The organism is Caldalkalibacillus mannanilyticus JCM 10596, from assembly GCF_000615945.1.
GTDB classification, from domain to species: domain Bacteria; phylum Bacillota; class Bacilli; order Caldalkalibacillales; family JCM-10596; genus Bacillus_AT; species Bacillus_AT mannanilyticus.
On sequence record NZ_BAMO01000050.1, the window covers coordinates 1 to 18,427 of the forward strand.

Genomic DNA, 18,427 nt, shown 5'->3' on the forward strand with positions numbered 1-18,427 from the left:
TTGTTTATTTATTATATTATATAATAATTCAGGTTACATCATAAGACTGATTCCTATGGGAATTTTAGTAAAATGGGGAAGGATGATTCAACATGACAAGTAAAAACAATATCGATCATAGCAAATATAATAATATTCGTTTTGATATTCAAACAGAAGAAGTAATTCTAGTAGATATTTTAGAAACGATTCCTTACGAATATGTTGGGAAGGATTTAGAGGTAACAATTCCGACAAATGAATTTACTTCAGTATGCCCATGGTCTGGCTTACCAGATTTTGCAGAAATCAAAATGACGTACATTCCTAATGAAACATTGGTTGAGATGAAATCCCTCAAGTATTACCTGACCTCCTATAGAAATGTGGGGATTTATCAGGAGCACGCAACTCAAAAAATCCTAGATGATTTGGTTGCCCTATGTGATCCAAAAATGATGAGAATTGAAGCTATTTGGAATGCGCGTGGAGGACTCGGAACAACTGTTATTGCTGAATATACAAAAGAATAATGCCGATATAGAAGGAAGACCGGAGCAATCAGGTCTTCCTTTCCTCGTTAATTGATTCACTAACAAGGATCTGATCATGGTAGAATAAAAGAAAAATAAGTCGTTGGTCTATATAATCAAAAACTGTACTAAGGAGGGGTATGATGAACAACCAGCAATTAAAAAAACAATTAGAAGAACAATTTATAGCCAAAGGATGGGGATATTCATGGGATCACAAAAAAGAAACATTTTCCGTTGAAGCCACGTCCCATCAGCAACCCTTTGAGATATCTTTACCTAAATTACAGCAAAAGGTTCAAGAGGGACAAGAGTCTGTGGAGAAGGTCATCCAGCAGCTACTTGGACAAATGGAGTCCGTTTTTGATTCTATGGAAAGAAGAAAAGATTTAACGTTAGAGGGAAAAGAGCGAGAAGTTTTTCCAGTGATGCGCAGTACCTCTTTCCCTACTGAATCTAGAACAGGGAAGAAGCTGGTCTATGATGAACATACGGCTGAATCACGAGTTTTTTATGCGGTAGACATGGGAAATACATATTTGCTGATTGATGAAGATCTGCTACACACTTCATCATGGACGAGGCAGCAGTTAAAGGAAAGAGCCCTATTTAACTTAAGAGGCTTGGCGAATGAAGCGAAACAAGATATTGTAGCAGGCAATATTTTTTATTTTTTTAGTACGACAGATGGATATGGAGCAAGTCGAATCTTAAATCAAGCCCTTCTGGATGAGTATGCTAGCAAAGCAGAGGGAGAAATATGTTTTGCTATTCCCCATCAAGATGTATTCGTGATCGCTGATATTCGAAATGAAACAGGATACGATGTCTTGGGACAATTAACATTTCACTTTTATGCTAGTGGAACGATGCCAATCACTGCTCTGCCTTTTGACTATAAGTCTGGTGAGGTCGAACCTATTTTCATTTTAGCCAAAAGGAAACCGAAATGATTGTTCAACTGGGGGAATTAACATGTTTAATCGTATTATAGGAAGAATCAAAAATTATTTTTTCGATGATCAAGAAAATATCCAAGAAAATATCATAGATCAAAAACAGGATACACAAAAGAAGCAGAAAAAAACGGTTTATTCCTCTGTTGAAATCGAAGGAAGAGTGCAGAACATTTATCCCAAAGCAGGGGCCTATCGCTTTCCTATTCCATTCGAGGCTCAGCAAAAAATGGAGCGCTTGGAGAGAGGGAAGCGTGAAGAGAAGGAGTATCAGCAAGGGAGCATCAACGGGAAAGAAAAGATTGAAGGATTAGAGAAGAGTAAACGGCAAGAGAAGATCGAACGTAGGGAGAAAGCAGGTTATTTCCAGGGGAATTTAAGACATTCTGAGGTTACTCCCTCTCCTGTTTTTGGTTTTGGTCAGCATAGGAAGAAAGATGAATCAGATGTTTTTGAGAGTGCAATTGAGGAGCAAAGCCAACAAGAAGACAAGGGAGCAGAAGAGATTAGGAATTCAGTTGTTCAGCCGTTATTCGACAACGAGCCTGAGCTACCATCAGGTACTCAACAGGGACCTGAAGAAAAAACCAAACCGGATTCCGAGAGTGTAGCTCCACTAATAGAAGAGGAGAAGGAGCCTTCGAAGTCTTTCTTGCGCTTAGTTTCTGAGGCTTCTCAAGAGGACGTGATCCAGCCACAGCCTCTGCAGCCTTCCACTCGACCACAGCCTATTCAACAAATACCAGCATCTAGAGAGCAAGTTCCACTACCAATAGAAAAAGAGGAAAGAATAGGGTACCAATTTCCACAGCTTAACTCATTGCTCCAAGCTGAGAGCCAGGATCATGCTGATGATGCCTGGGTTGATCAGCAAGCGAGGATATTAATGGAAACCTTTGACCATTTTAACTTGAAAGCAGAACTAATGGGTGTTACACAAGGACCTACCGTGACAAGATTTGAAATCCAACCAGCACCTGGGATTAAAATAAGTAAATTTACCAATTTACAGGATGATTTGAAGCTTAGCTTAGCTGCAAAAGAAATTCGAATCGAGGCTCCTATTCCTGGGAAGAATGCGATCGGAATTGAGGTGCCGAATCTCTCGCCTAAGCCTGTCCATCTGGGAGATATTTTAGTAAGTAATACTTTTCAAGAGTCAGCTTCACCATTAACGATCTGTTTAGGTTCTGATCTAAGTGGGGAGCCTGTTGTCACCGATATTCAGAAGATGCCTCATGGGCTCATTGCTGGAGCAACAGGTTCGGGGAAGAGTGTTTGTATTAACTCTCTTTTGGTCAGCTTGTTATACAAGGCTTCTCCAGAGCAGCTAAGATTATTACTCATTGATCCAAAAGTAGTGGAGCTAACGCCTTATCAATCGATTCCTCACTTGATTACACCAGTAGTAACGGACCCCAAAAGAGCGACTGCGGCATTAAAATGGGCTGTGGAGGAAATGGAACGGCGTTATCAGTTATTTGCGTATGAAGGAGTTCGTGATCTTAGCCGATATAATAAAGTAATGGAGGAAAAAACAGGGGAAAGCTGGACATTACCATATATCGTGATCATTATAGATGAGCTTGCCGATCTCATGATGGTATCTCCACAGGATGTAGAAGATGCGATCTGCCGAATTACACAGAAGGCTCGTGCCTGTGGAATTCACCTCATTGTAGCCACTCAGCGTCCTTCCGTTGATGTTATTACGGGTCTTATTAAGGCAAACATACCTACAAGATTAGCCTTTTCGGTTTCTTCTCAGGTTGATTCCAGAACCATACTAGATATGGCTGGAGCAGAGCGTTTACTGGGACGAGGGGATATGTTGTTTTTACAAAATGGAGCCTCTAAGCCAATAAGAGTGCAAGGTAATTTTGTTTCTGATGATGAAATTGAAAGGATCATTGAAGAGGTATCGGCTAAGGATCGTCAACGATTTCTGTTTACTTCAGATGAACTCTCTTCAAACTTACAAGATTCTGAAATAGAAGATGAATTATTGGAAGAAGTAACCTTCTTCGTGATGGAGCAAGGGGTTGCCTCGGCATCAAGTTTGCAACGTAAATTTAGAATTGGATATAACCGTGCTGCTCGCCTCATTGATTGGATGGAAGAACAAGGGATTGTATCAGAATCGCTAGGGAGTAAACCTAGAAATGTGATTTGGACACAAGAGCAGTTTCTTGAATGGTTAGATAATCATTCTGTTCGATCTTAACATGTTGCTTACTTAGTCAGTGTTGCCCTCCTATGAAATACTCAGCTTTGAAATTGAATCAACTTGGGAGGTGAAGGGATGTCTCTTAGGATCAAGTCATTGATTTCCGTTGTTTTTTTTAGCTTTTTAGTCTTGATCATTATTATTATGTTTATTCAGACAACATTAAATGAAAGCTTTGAGGAATTAGAAGTTTCCAACGTGAGGGAACATGTCGAACGAGCCATGAATGCTTTGGAACGAGAGATTCAAGTACTCTCCGTGACCAATCGAGATTGGGCAACATGGGATCAATCCTATTCTTTTGTTCAAGATCCCCAAGAGACATTTGTTGAAGATAGCTTGTCTGAAGTAACATTTATGAATAATGGATTTAATTATATTATTTATATGGATGATTCTGGAGGAATCGTCCTGCAAAAAGGACTTGACTTACTTGAATTTGAGCAACTTATACTCCCAAGTGACTTAATCGAACGAATGACAACAGAGTCTTTATTTGTGGATATGCCAAGAAGCCTAAAAAGAGTCAAAGGAATCATGACTTTAGAGCAAGGGCCAACCTACATCGTTGCTTCACCTATATTAAATAGTAAGGGAGAAGGGCCTTCTCCAGGAGTATTAATTATGGGGAGGTTTTTAGTTCCTAGCGAAGTGGAGAAAATCGCAGCCAATGTGAAATTAGAGGTTGCTATTGCCCCCGGTACAGATCCGCGTGTATCTCTGCCGTTGAAGCTGGAGACAGAGCAAGTAGATGAGGGAATCTGGGTAGAAGCACTAGATAAGAATCGAATCGTGGGTACCACGCAAATACAGGACATTTTTGGTGAGAAGAGCTATTACTTGAGTGTAACGACAAATAGACCGATCTATCAACAAGGGAAGAATAGTACGGACTTTCTGGTCATGTTTATGATTATTACCAGCTTTGTCTTTGCAATTATCATCCTCATTTTATTAGAAACGACGATATTATCAAAAATATCTAGAATTATGAAACAAGTACAAGTCATTAAAAATAGTCATGATTTTACCCTTCGTCTGCATCACTCTGGAAGCGACGAATTAAACAAGTTAATGGATGAGTTTAATTTGCTTTTAGACAAAGTGGAGCAATCACAAGATTTACTTGTGCATCAAGCGTCACATGATCCTTTAACAAACCTGCCTAATCGCTCTTATTTTGATGAATATTTAGCCAAGTCATTGGTCGAAGCCAAACAAAGGAATTCAATCATTGCTATATTATTTGTTGACTTGGATGGTTTTAAGTCGATTAATGATCAATTCGGTCATTCTGCTGGAGATCAATTATTGCAAATCATTGCTATGAGACTACACAGTGGTGTCATGGAAAAAGGAGTGGTGACGAGAAGCGGGGGAGATGAATTTCTATCCATTCTATCTAAGCTCTCTTCATTTGAAGAGGTACGAGTGGTCGCAGAAAAAATTCTTATGATTTTAAAAGAAGATATGACAGTACAGGGACATTCTGTGAGCATATCCGCTAGTGTAGGAATTAGTATCTTTCCGTATGATGGGGAATCCAAAGATGTTCTAATTAAAAAGGCGGATCTTGCCATGTATCGAGCCAAAGAACAAGGGAAGAACTACTACCAATTCTATGATCCAACTATTTTAGAGAATAAGAAAGAGTAATAACAAGCCCGGGGAACAGACAGCTTACACAACGTCTATTCTTCGGGCTTATTGTTTTTATTTTAATAAATCAAGATATTGACTTGTAATACTGCCGATTGCTAGCAGAAAAAGAATCAGGATGAATAAATTAATGGTTCGATTGCGGATCATTGAGAACCCCTCCATTTCCATCAGCTAACATGGGAGCTGCACTTGAGGCGGGAATTGTTAGTTGTTCCTCCACCTGATGAATTACTTCTTGAATGATAGCCACTGGTTCTAAGATTAAGTCAGTATGACTTTGATTGTATAGAGTTATTTTTTGTTGAAAATAAGGTTTAAGCTCCTGAAGCTCCTGATAGGACGTATAGAGAACCTGTTCTGTAACCTTCTTTTGAAGAAGGAGAGACCATGCTTTTTGAAATTGCAAATTCCTCACTAAGTGAATACAGGTAAAAATTCGTGTCCAACCAACAGGTTTGGTTTCCACATTCTTGAAATCGCGCGTATATCGATAAAAGATAGAATGTGCATAGATTCGGTAGTGTTGTAATTCAGGATGCTTTTCCAGAAATTCAATAAAATCGAGCCAGGCAACATACCCTTCATGTGCAAAGAGACGCTTCTTGTCACCAAAATAGCCAGAAACGTTATGACGTTCAATTTCTTTTTTCTTGTGATCAATCGTATATGAATAATACATGTGAACCGTGATCCCACTACCAATTCGGACTAAATAAAAGATTCCATTGGTCAGAAAGAGGACCGTAATAAAATAGATCCACAAGGATAAGAGCAAGATAAACAAGTCTAATCCAATAGAGCGAAAGCCATCCATCCAGAGCGACTGGATACTTGGAAAGACATATTGGGGAAAAAACCATTGAACGGGTATGACATAGGTAACAATAAATACATACAGACAGCTAAAGACAAGGGATAAAAACTTAACATGTAAAGAATAAGTGGCTTCATATTGTCTTTCAAGCGAGTGCAAAAACAGACGGTTAAAAAAAGGTTCAATCCCGTTTTTCAACATAGGTTCTAACCATTTTCGCATAGGAGATCCCTCACCTTCAAAATAAAAATTCTCACTTTTTCATTTTTAAATTTTTTTGGGAAAAAGGCAAGCGTTTTTTTGTTAAATTTCCGTAAAATTTATGGAATATCTCTAAATTATTTGTTAAAGAACCTATTTCATTGTTATTACTCTCTATTACTCTTGATTACTCTATGTAATGTATATTTTTCTAATTATTTAGACTCATTCATAGCTTCTTTTTTGCCAGTTTGTTCACAAAAAGAGAGTATGTAAAATAAAAAAATTCAGATAATGATTGTGAGTATATCAACTTTATCATATAATTATTGATAGAATTCAGTAAGAAAAAATGTGCGTATAGAGGGTGGTGGAGAGGATGAAGGTTAAAGTAGCAAAGCCCATCTTTGGAGAAGCAGCCAATCAATTAGTCAATATTACGGGAAAATATTCAGAAACCATTCTATTAAAAAAAGAACATTGGGTTGTCGATGCCAAAAGTATCTTGGGTGTCCTTGCGATTAGTTTACAACCGGGGCAGGAAGTTGAACTCACTGTAGTCGACGCTCCTAATGAAGAGATATTGGAACAGCTTATTGCATTGGGACTATTTGAGAAATAACAGTACATACCTAGAAATTCATAGTTTCTAGGAAGTATGGGTAACAAATTTGGCTTTCGTTCCTCCATAGAGGGGTGAGAGCTTTTTGTTTTATATAGGAGTGGATAAGAGATGTCGAGAAAAAGAGTGGTTATTAAATTTGGAAGCAGTTCTTTAACAACAGAGGATGGTCAGATCGATCATCAAAGAATTGCTTTTTATGTGGATAATATTCATGAGATGATCAAAGCAGGGTATACTCCAGTCATTGTGTCATCTGGAGCTGTCGCTGCGGGTTACTCTCAAATGGGATATAAGAAGCGCCCCACTATTTTAGCGCAGAAACAAGCGGCTGCTGCCGTAGGTCAAGGAATCCTGATGCAAATATATAATGAAATATTTGCTAAATATGATTTGGTCGTTAGTCAACTATTATTGACACGCATGGATTTAACAGATCGTGAGCGTTGTCATAATGCTTATAATACTTTAGAAGAATTATTACAGCATGGTGTCATTCCAATTATTAATGAAAATGATTCAGTTTCCGTTAATGAGTTGAAGTTTGGAGATAATGATTTACTATCTTCCTATGTCGCAAACCTAGTCAAAGCAAGCCACCTTTTTATTGTGACAGATATGAACGGATTGTATACAGATGACCCTAGAAAAAATCCGAATGCCAAGCGAATTGATATCGTCGAAACGATCTCAAATGAAATTGTTGAGATTGCAGGTGGCGCTGGCTCCTCCGTAGGAACAGGAGGAATGAAAACCAAGGTAGAAGCTGCAAGGGTAGGGCTATTTGGCGGTATTTCGGTCTATATTGGAAAATTAACACCGGAAAGCAGAATAATAGACATGATGAAGGGAACAGGAGATGGGACCTATTTTCTACCTTCGGCAAGTCCTCTTTCGATGAAGAAGCAATGGCTGGGGTTACATTCTATGGTTAGAGGAGAGATTATGATTGATGCTGGAGCAAGCCAAGCTCTTATCCATCAGGGAAAAAGTCTGCTTCCAGCGGGCGTTCTGGATGTACAAGGCGAATTTCATCAAGGGGATGTAGTGGAAGTAAAGGATGAAAAGGGCAGGACGCTGGGAAGAGGAATCTCAAATTATAACGCCTGGCAGATTAGAGCTGTGAAAGGGCTTAGCAGCCAAGAAGTAGCCGAAAGAACAGAAGTAGATAAAATAGAAGTTATTCATCGTGATGAATGGGTGGCCTATACGATGAGTGGGGAGGACAGAGTATGAGTGAAGTGATCGTCAAAGTGAAAAAAGCAAAAGAAGCATTTCAGACGTTTTTCCTTCAACAGAAGAAAAAAACCATTTATTAATCCAAATGGCTGAAGGGTTGGTAAAGGAAACGAATCGACTCCTTGAAGCGAATCAGTTAGATTTAGAGAACGGGAGGAAGAATGGGACTTCCGCTTCCTTGTTAGATCGTTTAGCCCTCAATCCTGTTCGAATTGAACAGATGGCAGAAGGGTTAAAGCAGGTAGCCCAGCTTCCAGATCCTATAGATGAGGTGTTGGATACCATTGACAAGCCCAATGGATTAACCATTCAGAAGAAAAGAGTCCCGCTTGGGGTGATAGGAATTATTTATGAAGCTAGACCGAATGTTACGGTGGATGCTGCCGGATTATGTCTTAAAACTGGAAATGCGGTTGTGCTGAGAGGGGGATCGGCAGCAACCTATTCTAACCAAGCTATTATCGCGGTTCTTCATGACGTGATGAGAGAGCAAAACTATCCTGTTGATTTTTTACAGTATATTGAGGATACAGATCGCTCTTCTGTGATGGATATGTTAAAAGCAAAGGAATATATTGATGTTATTATTCCGCGTGGGGGCAGATCACTTATTCAGCATGTTGTACAGAACTCAGTTGTTCCTGTCATTGAAACAGGTGAGGGCATATGTCACCTCTATATTCATCAAGACGCAAATCCTGAGATGGTATCTTCGATTGTAGTTAATGCCAAATGTCAACGTCCTTCTGTATGTAATGCAATAGAAACCCTCCTTGTTGATGTAGCTTATGCCGATGAGCATTTAGCGAAAATAGTAGAGGTTCTCTCCTCTCACAGTGTAGAGGTTAGAGGCTGTTCAAAAGCAGTGGCTATTGTACCTGAGATTAAGGGAGCAGATGATAGCGACTGGACCACAGAGTATTTGGACTATATTCTGTCTATAAAGGTGGTCGCGGGTGTAGATGGAGCGATAGAACATATTACGAAGTATGGTACAAAGCATTCTGAATCCATTTTGACTGAAAATCAAAAAGTGGCAGAGGAATTTATGAAACGTGTAGATGCTGCCGCTGTCTATCATAATGCTTCTACTCGATTTACAGATGGTTTTGAATTTGGTTTTGGAGCGGAAATAGGCATCAGTACTCAAAAAATTCATGCGCGTGGTCCAATGGGGTTACCTGAGCTGACCTCGTATAAGTACTATATTCAAGGAAATGGACAAATCCGAGAATAGGCAGAAGGAAAATGAAATAAGAAATAAGAACAGAGCATAACTAAAAATGGGGTCATATTTTCACTTGGTGACTTCATTTTTAGTTACTTTTATTTAGAAACTGTAAAGCAATACATTTGACTTTATTTCTTTTTTCAGTATGGTCTAGCTCTTATAGGTATTTTCCTTGCACTCGTAATTTGCCGTGTTATACAATTTTGTTGGATGAAATGCTGGGAGTTGGAGGAGGAAATAAAGAGGAAAGAAAATGATGGGGGAGTGAAATCATGCTTAGAACAATCATTTGGTTTGTCTACTTCTGGATCTATATGCTCTGTACAATTCCAAAATTAATTTGGGTAAAAAAACTTGAAAAGCAAGGGAAGATTAAAGAAAGGGATCAGATTGTAAGTGGAATGGCTCAACGCTGGGCTATCTCCTTAGTCAAACTAAGTGGATCGAAAATCGAGGTCTCGGGTCAAGAGCATTTGCCGAAAGATACGCCTGTTCTATTTGTCAGCAATCATCAGAGTTCATTCGATGTTCCAATTCTATTGGGGTTTATTGACAAGCCCAAGGGGTTTATTGCGAAGAAAGAAATCAAGAGACTGCCGATTGTTGGGGCATGGATGCAGTTAATGCAATGTGTTTTTATGGATCGAAGAGATGTAAGACAATCTCTACAAGCCATTAATCAAGGAGCTGTTAATTTAAAAAATGGCTATTCGCTGGTTGTTTTCCCAGAAGGAACACGAAGTTTGGATGGCAAGATGTTGGAGTTTAAACCAGGGAGCTTAAAATTAGCCCTTAAATCTGGAGTGCCTATCGTTCCTGTGACCATTCAAGGAACATATAAAATCATGGAGAAGAATAGCTGGATTATCCGTCCTTCTCAGGTTAAGGTGAAAATTTCTCCACCCGTTGATACACAAGCATTTGAAAAAGATGCACCAGCCTTATCTCAGCATATTTTTGAAATCATTGAAAAAAATTTATAAAATTTCATTAATTCTATACAATTTCAAGCTAAATCTTGTTATGATGCTATATAAGAAGTTAGATACATTAGAAAAAGGGATAGAATTGAGGGAAACAAATGAAAATTGCAAAGTTTGGTGGAACATCCTTAGCCAACGCAGAACAAATCAAAAAAGTATGCGATATTGTCTTAGCTGACCCTGAAAGAAAAGTAGTGGTGGTTTCTGCTCCTGGTAAACGTTATAAGGAGGATACAAAAGTAACGGATCTCTTGATTGCTTGTGCTATGAAATTTATGCAGGATGGAGAAGCTGAAGAACAGCTTGAGGCGGTGATTCAGCGTTACAGAGAAATTGCTCAGGATCTTGAATTAGGTGCAGAAATCGTAACGGTGATTGCCGAAGATCTATATCAAAGAATGACCTCGAATTATTCCAACACAGACCAGTATCTAGATCTTATGAAAGCGGCTGGAGAAGATAACAGTGCCAAAATTGTTGCAGAGTATTTAAAAAGCCTAGGTGTAGAGGCGGAATACGTTCACCCTAAGGATGCTGGTTTTATTGTAAGTAGCGAATTTGGTAATGCACAGATTTTACCGGAAGCTTATCAGAACTTACAAAAACTGCGTGAACGTCAAGGGATTGTTATTTTTCCTGGTTTCTTCGGCTATTCAACGGAAGGAACCATTGCCACCTTCTCAAGAGGAGGATCAGATATCACAGGTGCTATTTTAGCGGCTGCCTTAGCAGCTGATTTATATGAGAACTTTACAGATGTTGATTCCGTATTTTCAGCGAATCCACAAGTGATTGATAACCCTGCTGAAATAAAAGAGCTCACCTACCGTGAAATGAGGGAGTTGGCTTATGCTGGGTTTAGTGTATTCCATGAGGAAGCCTTAATTCCTGCCTTTAAGGCAAAAATTCCTGTTTGTGTAAAGAACACGAATAATCCAACAGCTCCGGGAACCATGATTGTTTCCGAGCGCGAGAGTGGCTATATTCCAGTAGTAGGGATTGCGAGCAATGATCGCTTTTGTAGTATTTATGTCAGTAAATTTCTCATGAACAGAGAAATTGGATTTGGACGAAAGCTCCTACAGATCTTAGAAGAAGAAGGTTTGTCCTATGAACATACACCCTCAGGGATTGATAATATCTCCGTAATTTTAAGAGATGACCAAATGGATGCTGTGACAGAAAAGATTGTTGTTGAGAGGATTCAAAAGGAATTAGAAGTAGATGATGTTATGGTGGTTCATAACCTTGCTCTCATCATGATTGTAGGGGAAGGAATGCGTAGAGCCATAGGGGTTGCTTCGAGAGCGACCAAAGCACTTGCAGCAGCAAATGTGAATATAGATATGATTAACCAAGGTTCTTCCGAAGTAAGCATGATGTTTGGTGTTCGCGCGAATGAAGAAGAAAAGGCGTTAAAAGCGATCTATCGAGAGTTTTTTATGCTTTCAGAAGTAGCCCATTAATCAAAAAAAGAAGCCTGTATCTTAGTTTTCCCCTAAGGGGAGATCTGAGATATGGGCTTCTTTGATCTTTCGAACAACGTTAAGATTCTTCTGGGACTTCTTCCTCGGTTTGTTTTTTCTCTCTCATGACCATCCATTGATCACGAGCCATCTTGACCATTTTTTTATCTTCATGTTTCTTTTTATGATTGATGACACGGGAGAAATTTGTAATCGCTTCTTTACTGTTACCCAGTCGTCGATTCAACTCACCGATCATATATAAGACCGTCATTTCTGTCATTCCTTGAAATGAGCTGTTCTTAAGGTAAGCTTCATCATACTTTTTTAAGGAGAGCTGAAGAAAACGTTTTTCTTGTTCTTCTTCACCAGCTCCTCGATAGAGCCAGGCTAAACGTAAGCATAATCCAGCTAATACCTCTGGTTTCTCCTCTTTATACTCTGCACAGTAGATCGCCAGCTTATAAGAATCAACAGCTTGTTTAAAGCTTCTTTCTTCGGTTAAGTTTAGCTGTTGCCAGGAGCGACATATTTTTTCCCAAATTAGTGACTTGGCATGCTCAGGAAAGGTGTCAGAGAATTGATCATTAAAGGAATACCCACATTGAGGGCAGACATTGATCATATAGAATAGGGGGTTATTTGTTTCCTTTTTATAATGGGGGCAGAAATCACTGTCAATTTGATAAGGATTGGAAAACCGAGCACGAATCTTCCTTGTTTTATAATTTGTTTCACACATTGGACAGGAAATATTTTTATGATAGTACGGGTCTAGGATTTGATTCATTTTATCTCCCCCTATATTGTCTGTAGACTAAGCCATCAGGTGAAGTGAAAATTAAAGCTGATGATGGAAGCTTACTTTATTATACCAAACTTCTCGAGGACAATTTTAGTTTTATCTTATGGATAAATAATGGAAAGTAATGTATAGTAAGATAAGTAAAAACTTATGACAAGATTAGGGTGTTTCAATGGTTAAGAAATTACAAAGAAAATGCAAATATCTCATTATTAAACTATTACGAATCAAAGATAAAGCACATAGTGTGGCCATTGGATTCACTGCAGGAATGCTTATTAACTTTGTCCCTTCCTTCGGTTTTGGACCCGTCATATCAGTTGGTGTTGCGAGGATTTTTCGAGGAAATACAGTAGCGGGATTCTTGGGAGGGATCTCACTGCTCTGGGCGTTCCCCATTCTTTTTTATTTGAATTTAGTTGTTGGTAATGCTTGCATTCCTTTTACCGATCCAAATGTGATTGTTGATGAAACTCCAGTACTTGAAGTTGGCTTGCAGGTTGGGAAAGCGTTCTTTATTGGGATGCTGGTCAATATGTTGTTGTTTGGTGTAGCCACTTATTTTGCTATTTATTTTTTGATTACTAAGTATCGCAAAAGGTTATTAAGCTACGTCTATAAAGTATGGATTCCGCAAAAATATGAAAAAAAGGAAAAAAAGGAAAAAAAGACTCATTGAATCATGAGTTTTTTTTCTTTATAATCTAAGTTTGAAACTACATAATGATGAAAAGGCTTGTTTATGATCATTCCACAACAACTGGGCATATGTTATAGTGGGAAGAATATGCTTAGGATAGCAAGAGATTTTTTTCTGAAGAATTTAGTTAATATCTAGTTATGGAGTCGAACGAAAAAGGTAAGTCTAAGTAGTAACAATCCTTTGTTTAGTTCGAACTGTACAAATGAAAATAAAGACGTTGACATATGGATGGAGGTAACAGGTGTGACGAAGTATCATTTCATTGGGATCAAGGGTTCAGGCATGAGTGCTCTCGCACAAGTTTTAGATGACATGGGGTATTTGGTGCAGGGGTCAGATGTGGAAACGAAATATTTTACTCAAAAGCCTCTTGAAGAAAAAGGGATTAAGCTGCTCCCTTTTCACGAAAAAAATATTGAAGACGGAATGTGTGCAATTGCAGGAAATGCATATGATGAGAAGCACATTGAGATTGCTACATGTATAGAAAGAGAAGTTCCTCTTTATCGCTACCATCAATTTATTGGGGAATTAATTCAAGCCTATACAAGTATCTCAGTGACAGGAGCTCATGGAAAAACATCTACGACAGGACTGCTAGCTCATGTTTTGAAAGCGATTCGTCCTACATCCTATCTTATAGGAGATGGTACCGGAAAAGGGAAGGAAAAAAGTCATTACTTTGTGTTTGAAGCATGTGAATACAAACGTCATTTTATGGCGTATCAACCAGATTATGCGATCATAACAAATATTGATTTTGACCACCCAGATTATTTTAAGGGTCTTGAGGATGTTCTTCAAGCCTTTGCAGACTTTTCCAATCAAGTTGGAAAAAGAATCATTGCTTGCGGTGATGATGCCAATGTACGCCGACTCAAACCAAATGTTCCTATGCTCTATTATGGTTTTGATGCTAAGAATGACTTGCGCGCCGATCATGTAGTGAATGATATAAACGGAGTTACTTTTGATGTGTATTATAAAAATGAGTGGGTAGAACAATTTACTATTCCGATGTTTGGAAGGCATAATATTCTTAACGCGTTAGCTGTTATTGGGATTTGTCTATCGGAAGGGTTACCAATGGATCTCGTTCGCCAACAATTAAGTACCTTCCAAGGAGTAAAAAGACGGTTTACCGAAAAGAAGATGGCAAATAACATCTTAATTGATGATTATGCTCATCACCCAACAGAGATTAGGGCAACTATTGAAGCTGTAAGAGCAAAATATCCGGATAAGCCATTAATCGCTATTTTTCAACCTCATACTTTTTCCAGAACGAAAATGTTTTTGAATGAATTTGCCGCTTCGTTATTAGATGCAGATCAGGTTTATTTATGCGACATTTTTGGTTCAGCAAGAGAATCAAATGGAGAATTAAGTATTCATGATTTAATAAAACGTGTTCCAACCTCTAAATTGATTACGGAAGAAAGTGTTCACCAGCTCTCTACACACGATAACTCCATCCTTTTATTTATGGGCGCTGGAGATATTCAAAAGATCCAGTATGCCTTTGAAGAAACAATGGTCGTCTAATGTAATAAAAATAAGCACGAAGGGACAAAAGGAGGATTGAATGTGATCCTCCTTTTGTCCCTTATTTTTTTGTGAAAATATGTTTTATGGTCAACAAGGAAGGGTAATGTTATTCTAATAGAGAAGTAAGAAATAGATAGAGGGAAAAATAGTAGAAAGGAGGAAACTATTTGACTGCAACAGAAATCAGCTTATTGATTATTGCACTAGCGTTTGTTGCACTGGTATTTTATTTAATCAAAACTTTAAAAGAAGTGCAAGGATCACTTAAGCAGCTTAATACAACCATGATACATATGAAGGATCAGATTGATGAAGTAAGTAAAGAAACAACGGAGCTGCTTAAGAATACCAATCAAATCACGTTAGATGTACAGAAAAAGTCAAAAGCTTTAGATTCGATCTTTGAATCTGTTGAGAATGTAGGAACAGCGATGAAACAAGTAACTCACTCAGCGAAAGAGGTTTCAAGTACATTATCTCAAAGTATTCAAAAGAGTGTTACAAACACAACAAACCAGCATCAGGATAAATTATCTGAGCTGATCAGACTGACAAACTTAGGCTTTGATTTATGGAAAAAATGGCAGGCACTTAAATCGAGTCGACAGCATAAAAAAGATACTGTATCCCAAAATGGGCACGTGCAACATGATTCTTCTAATCCTTCATAACGAGAGGGCCTTAATTGGGGAATTTTAAGAGGAGGGAAAAATATGTCAGAGCAAAACAATAATAATATGAGTGGAAAAGATTTTGTCATTGGAGCATTTGTTGGAGGCATTATTGGTGCTTGCGCTGCTTTGTTATTAGCTCCAAAATCAGGAAGAGAGCTGCGTGATGATCTCTCTGTAGGGTATCAAACTGCCTCGAAAAAAACGCAGGAGATTGCGAAAAATGTAGGTGAACAAACGGAAGTGATTGTCGGGAAAGTAAAAGAGGTAGCGGAGCATGTAAAAGAAGATGTACAAACCTGGACAAAAGGGGCTGCTTCGACGACAAAAGAGGTGATAGAAGAGGCGGAGCAAGCCGTTCAATATGTAAAGGATGAAGTAGCCGTTGGGCTAGATAAAATAACAGAAGACCAAAGCGAAAACAAGTCTGGCGATAAACAATAGAGTCACTCTAAAAAACGTTCGGGGCTGTCCGAAAAGTGATATGCTCCCAATTAGGTAGACAGATGAAAAAGTAAAACCCGAGAATGCTGTAAAATCAACATTCTTGGGTTTTTAGCTTTGGTGAGTTGTACTGAATCTATTCCCACTTTAACTCCAAAGTATCTCCGTAAGAGAGAGGGGTATCAAAGCTTGCTGGGTTCCCATTTACGCGCAGATTCATCCTCTTCCCCTTTTCATGGGCATGAACCTCTATATCTACGTACCGAAAGATATCATGAAATTGTAAAGGCTGTAAAGAATGGTCCTCTTTGATATGAATGTGATCGCGCTCTTGTATTTCATCATCTAATGAAGCAGGCTGTTGGTTTTTCGTTAACGTGTAACGCGATCGTTGGAAGACAACGGTTTGATCGTTAAATGTAACGACCATTTCTTCCTGTTGAAGTTTTTCTTCTGGTAGCACTGCTCCAATCGTCACTCTGTTTTTTTCTGGCTGTACGAGAAGGATTTTATCGTCGTTTTGCACCGTTGCTTGCAAGGATGCTATTTTTCCGTTCAAAAAGATTTGACTGCCTGTTAACTCATGTATTTTTTCTTCTTGATTTAAGAAATAGGTCAGTACTTTGGGCAGGTGAACCTGATGATCCCACTGTAAAGCCTCTAGCACTTCCTCCACTGTTTTAGGAATCGTAATTTGGACCTGGTCTCTTTCCTCGAGCTTATGATCTAGAGAAGCGGTGTTTCCGTTGACTGTGATAGCTGGAGATAAGGAGAAAAGCTGATGGTTCATTTCGATATCCAGTGTATTGATTTCTTCAATGACATCCTTTACAAAGGCGATAGCATGCTGACCATCTGCCCCCTGAATGATCTCAATCTGATCGTTTTCATGAATGGGTTGGTCGAGTCCAACCTCTTCTCCATTACATAAAATCTTTGGAGGATGACCATGAGTTCCAGGGATATAGCAGAGCTTACCATTGACCTCCACACTTAAGGCTAATCCGGGCTTTCCATGCAGCTTCTTGATGTTCATTCCTGAAGCAAGAATCGCATCAGCAATGGTTAGCTTGCGTAGATCAAACAAGCGAATTGTATTTTGATTCACAATGATGGAGAGGTATTTTACTGGATGATGTTTTGCCGCAATAGCGATCCCGATAGGAGTAACCGATTCAGGGCCGATTAGGGCATGATCCGTATCAATCTGCATGTGTTGGTTGGCAGACAGCCCTCTTATTCCTACACGATTCTCTGGTAAGTCTAATTTTGTAGCAATTTCCTTGGTCAATGTAGGTGTGAGTGCGCCCCCTCCAATGAGCATCACCGCTTGAGGAGCTTTCCCATTTAAGGTGAGAATTTCTTTGCAAATTTTATCGGCTAACTGCTGGATGGCTGGTTGTATCTCTTTAACGATCGCTGTTGATGCTAGCTGCTGTTCGAAGCCAAGCACATCGGTGAAGGTCACCTGTTCCTGGGTAGTAAGTCCTCTTTTTAGGGTTTCTGCAACAGGAAAGTCTAACAGATAGTGCTGAGAAATGGCGTCTGTAATCTCATCACCCGCAAAGGGAACCATTCCATAAGCGGTGATGGCACCTTCGGAAGTAATAGCAAGGTCACTTGTGCCTGCTCCAATATCCACCAGAGCCATATTTAATCTTCTCATCGTCGAAGGAATCAGGACATTAATAGCAGCTATAGGTTCTAAAGTAAGGGCTTCCATCTCTAAGTCTGCTCTTTTTAAGGCAGAAATAAGGGAATCTACAACGACTCTTGGAAGAAAGGTTGAAATAATCTCAACAGCCACTTCTTTTCCTCTCTGATCAATCAGGTTTCCGATCAACTCCTGATCCAAAAAATAACGAATAACGGAATAGCCCACACAGTAGAAGCTTGTTTGGTGTTCATGATTGGTTTCTTCAGCCAACTCTACTTGTGCTTTCTGAACCCCTTCTAATTCCATGGCTAAGACATCCTGTTTCGTAAGGAGAGGGCGTCCTGCAATCGATTGTGTAATAACGGTCCGCTTTGTTTTTAGAGATCTTCCCGCAGCAGCCACAGCGACTTTTTTTAGCGTGCCATGCTTGACTTCAAGCTCTTCCTTAACCTGTTTGATGACGTCGGCTACGGCAATGACATCATGAATTTGGCCATCTAGCATAGAACGTTCTTTATGTTCATGAACAATATAATCAGCCACTTTATATTTCCCGTCTGTTTCATAGACAATGATACCTACGACCGTACGAGTACCTATATCTAAAGCAAATATTGGACTAGATTCGTGAGTAGACATAGCTCCATCTCCTTATCTCATTCGACAAAATCTAACATCTATAATAC

The 18,427-nt window shown here is 39.0% G+C and carries 15 protein-coding genes and 1 pseudogene; 13 read left to right on the forward strand and 3 right to left on the reverse strand.

The window, feature by feature from the left end; all coding sequences use genetic code 11:
* Window positions 1–92 precede the first annotated feature (92 nt).
* The 4 genes from queF (at window position 93) to JCM10596_RS28305 (ending at window position 5,351) form a co-directional block, all read left to right on the forward strand.
* Window positions 93–512: a preQ(1) synthase gene (queF, locus tag JCM10596_RS20865; protein ID WP_034681952.1), complete on the forward strand. Its 420-nt coding sequence runs from the start codon at window positions 93–95 to the stop codon at window positions 510–512.
* 143 nt (window positions 513–655) lie between these two features.
* Window positions 656–1,465 carry a DUF1444 family protein gene (locus tag JCM10596_RS20870; RefSeq protein ID WP_025028769.1) on the forward strand — a complete coding sequence of 270 codons (810 nt, stop codon included), beginning with the start codon at window positions 656–658 and terminating at the stop codon, window positions 1,463–1,465.
* A gap of 22 nt (window positions 1,466–1,487) precedes the next feature.
* The gene (locus JCM10596_RS20875) at window positions 1,488–3,692 is read left to right on the forward strand and encodes a DNA translocase FtsK (protein ID WP_025028770.1); all 2,205 of its coding nucleotides are present in this window, start codon (window positions 1,488–1,490) and stop codon (window positions 3,690–3,692) included.
* A gap of 78 nt (window positions 3,693–3,770) precedes the next feature.
* A complete protein-coding gene (locus tag JCM10596_RS28305; RefSeq protein WP_025028771.1) occupies window positions 3,771–5,351 on the forward strand; it encodes a sensor domain-containing diguanylate cyclase in 1,581 nt (526 codons plus the stop codon).
* Between the two features lie 130 nt (window positions 5,352–5,481).
* On the opposite strand, the gene JCM10596_RS20885 is transcribed toward JCM10596_RS28305, so the two are convergent.
* Complete coding sequence (locus JCM10596_RS20885; protein ID WP_025028772.1) at window positions 5,482–6,393, reverse strand: hypothetical protein; 912 nt, start codon at window positions 6,391–6,393, stop codon at window positions 5,482–5,484.
* A gap of 358 nt (window positions 6,394–6,751) precedes the next feature.
* On the opposite strand from JCM10596_RS20885, the gene JCM10596_RS20890 reads away from it, so the two are divergent.
* The 5 genes and pseudogenes from JCM10596_RS20890 (at window position 6,752) to JCM10596_RS20910 (ending at window position 11,913) form a co-directional block, all read left to right on the forward strand.
* The gene (locus JCM10596_RS20890) at window positions 6,752–6,994 is read left to right on the forward strand and encodes an HPr family phosphocarrier protein (protein ID WP_025028773.1); all 243 of its coding nucleotides are present in this window, start codon (window positions 6,752–6,754) and stop codon (window positions 6,992–6,994) included.
* Window positions 6,995–7,105: 111 nt separating this feature from the next.
* On the forward strand, window positions 7,106–8,230 hold the full coding sequence (proB, locus tag JCM10596_RS20895; protein WP_025028774.1) for a glutamate 5-kinase: 1,125 nt from the start codon (window positions 7,106–7,108) through the stop codon (window positions 8,228–8,230).
* Window positions 8,227–9,470 (forward strand): annotated as a pseudogene (locus JCM10596_RS26840) (glutamate-5-semialdehyde dehydrogenase). The gene proB and the pseudogene JCM10596_RS26840 overlap by 4 nt, the downstream one beginning before the upstream one ends.
* Window positions 9,471–9,736: 266 nt before the next feature.
* A complete protein-coding gene (locus tag JCM10596_RS20905; RefSeq protein WP_025028775.1) occupies window positions 9,737–10,447 on the forward strand; it encodes a lysophospholipid acyltransferase family protein in 711 nt (236 codons plus the stop codon).
* 98 nt (window positions 10,448–10,545) lie between these two features.
* Window positions 10,546–11,913: an aspartate kinase gene (locus JCM10596_RS20910; protein WP_025028776.1), complete on the forward strand. Its 1,368-nt coding sequence runs from the start codon at window positions 10,546–10,548 to the stop codon at window positions 11,911–11,913.
* Between the two features lie 79 nt (window positions 11,914–11,992).
* On the opposite strand, the gene JCM10596_RS20915 is transcribed toward JCM10596_RS20910, so the two are convergent.
* Window positions 11,993–12,703, reverse strand: a complete 711-nt coding sequence (locus JCM10596_RS20915) for a DUF2225 domain-containing protein (protein WP_025028777.1) — start codon at window positions 12,701–12,703, stop codon at window positions 11,993–11,995.
* Window positions 12,704–12,890: 187 nt separating this feature from the next.
* Between JCM10596_RS20915 and JCM10596_RS20920 the strand changes: the two genes are divergently transcribed.
* The 4 genes from JCM10596_RS20920 to JCM10596_RS28315 all read left to right on the forward strand — a co-directional run bounded on the left by JCM10596_RS20920 (window position 12,891) and on the right by JCM10596_RS28315 (window position 16,084).
* Window positions 12,891–13,397, forward strand: a complete 507-nt coding sequence (locus tag JCM10596_RS20920) for a DUF2062 domain-containing protein (protein WP_025028778.1) — start codon at window positions 12,891–12,893, stop codon at window positions 13,395–13,397.
* 267 nt (window positions 13,398–13,664) lie between these two features.
* Complete coding sequence (gene murC / locus JCM10596_RS20925; protein WP_025028779.1) at window positions 13,665–14,966, forward strand: UDP-N-acetylmuramate--L-alanine ligase; 1,302 nt, start codon at window positions 13,665–13,667, stop codon at window positions 14,964–14,966.
* Window positions 14,967–15,136: 170 nt separating this feature from the next.
* Window positions 15,137–15,640: a DUF948 domain-containing protein gene (locus JCM10596_RS28310; RefSeq protein WP_025028780.1), complete on the forward strand. Its 504-nt coding sequence runs from the start codon at window positions 15,137–15,139 to the stop codon at window positions 15,638–15,640.
* 42 nt (window positions 15,641–15,682) lie between these two features.
* Window positions 15,683–16,084 carry a YtxH domain-containing protein gene (locus JCM10596_RS28315; protein WP_025028781.1) on the forward strand — a complete coding sequence of 134 codons (402 nt, stop codon included), beginning with the start codon at window positions 15,683–15,685 and terminating at the stop codon, window positions 16,082–16,084.
* A gap of 136 nt (window positions 16,085–16,220) precedes the next feature.
* Here JCM10596_RS28315 and pilM read toward each other — a convergent pair whose 3' ends face one another.
* Complete coding sequence (gene pilM / locus JCM10596_RS20940; protein WP_025028782.1) at window positions 16,221–18,380, reverse strand: cell division protein FtsA; 2,160 nt, start codon at window positions 18,378–18,380, stop codon at window positions 16,221–16,223.
* Window positions 18,381–18,427: the final 47 nt, after the last annotated feature.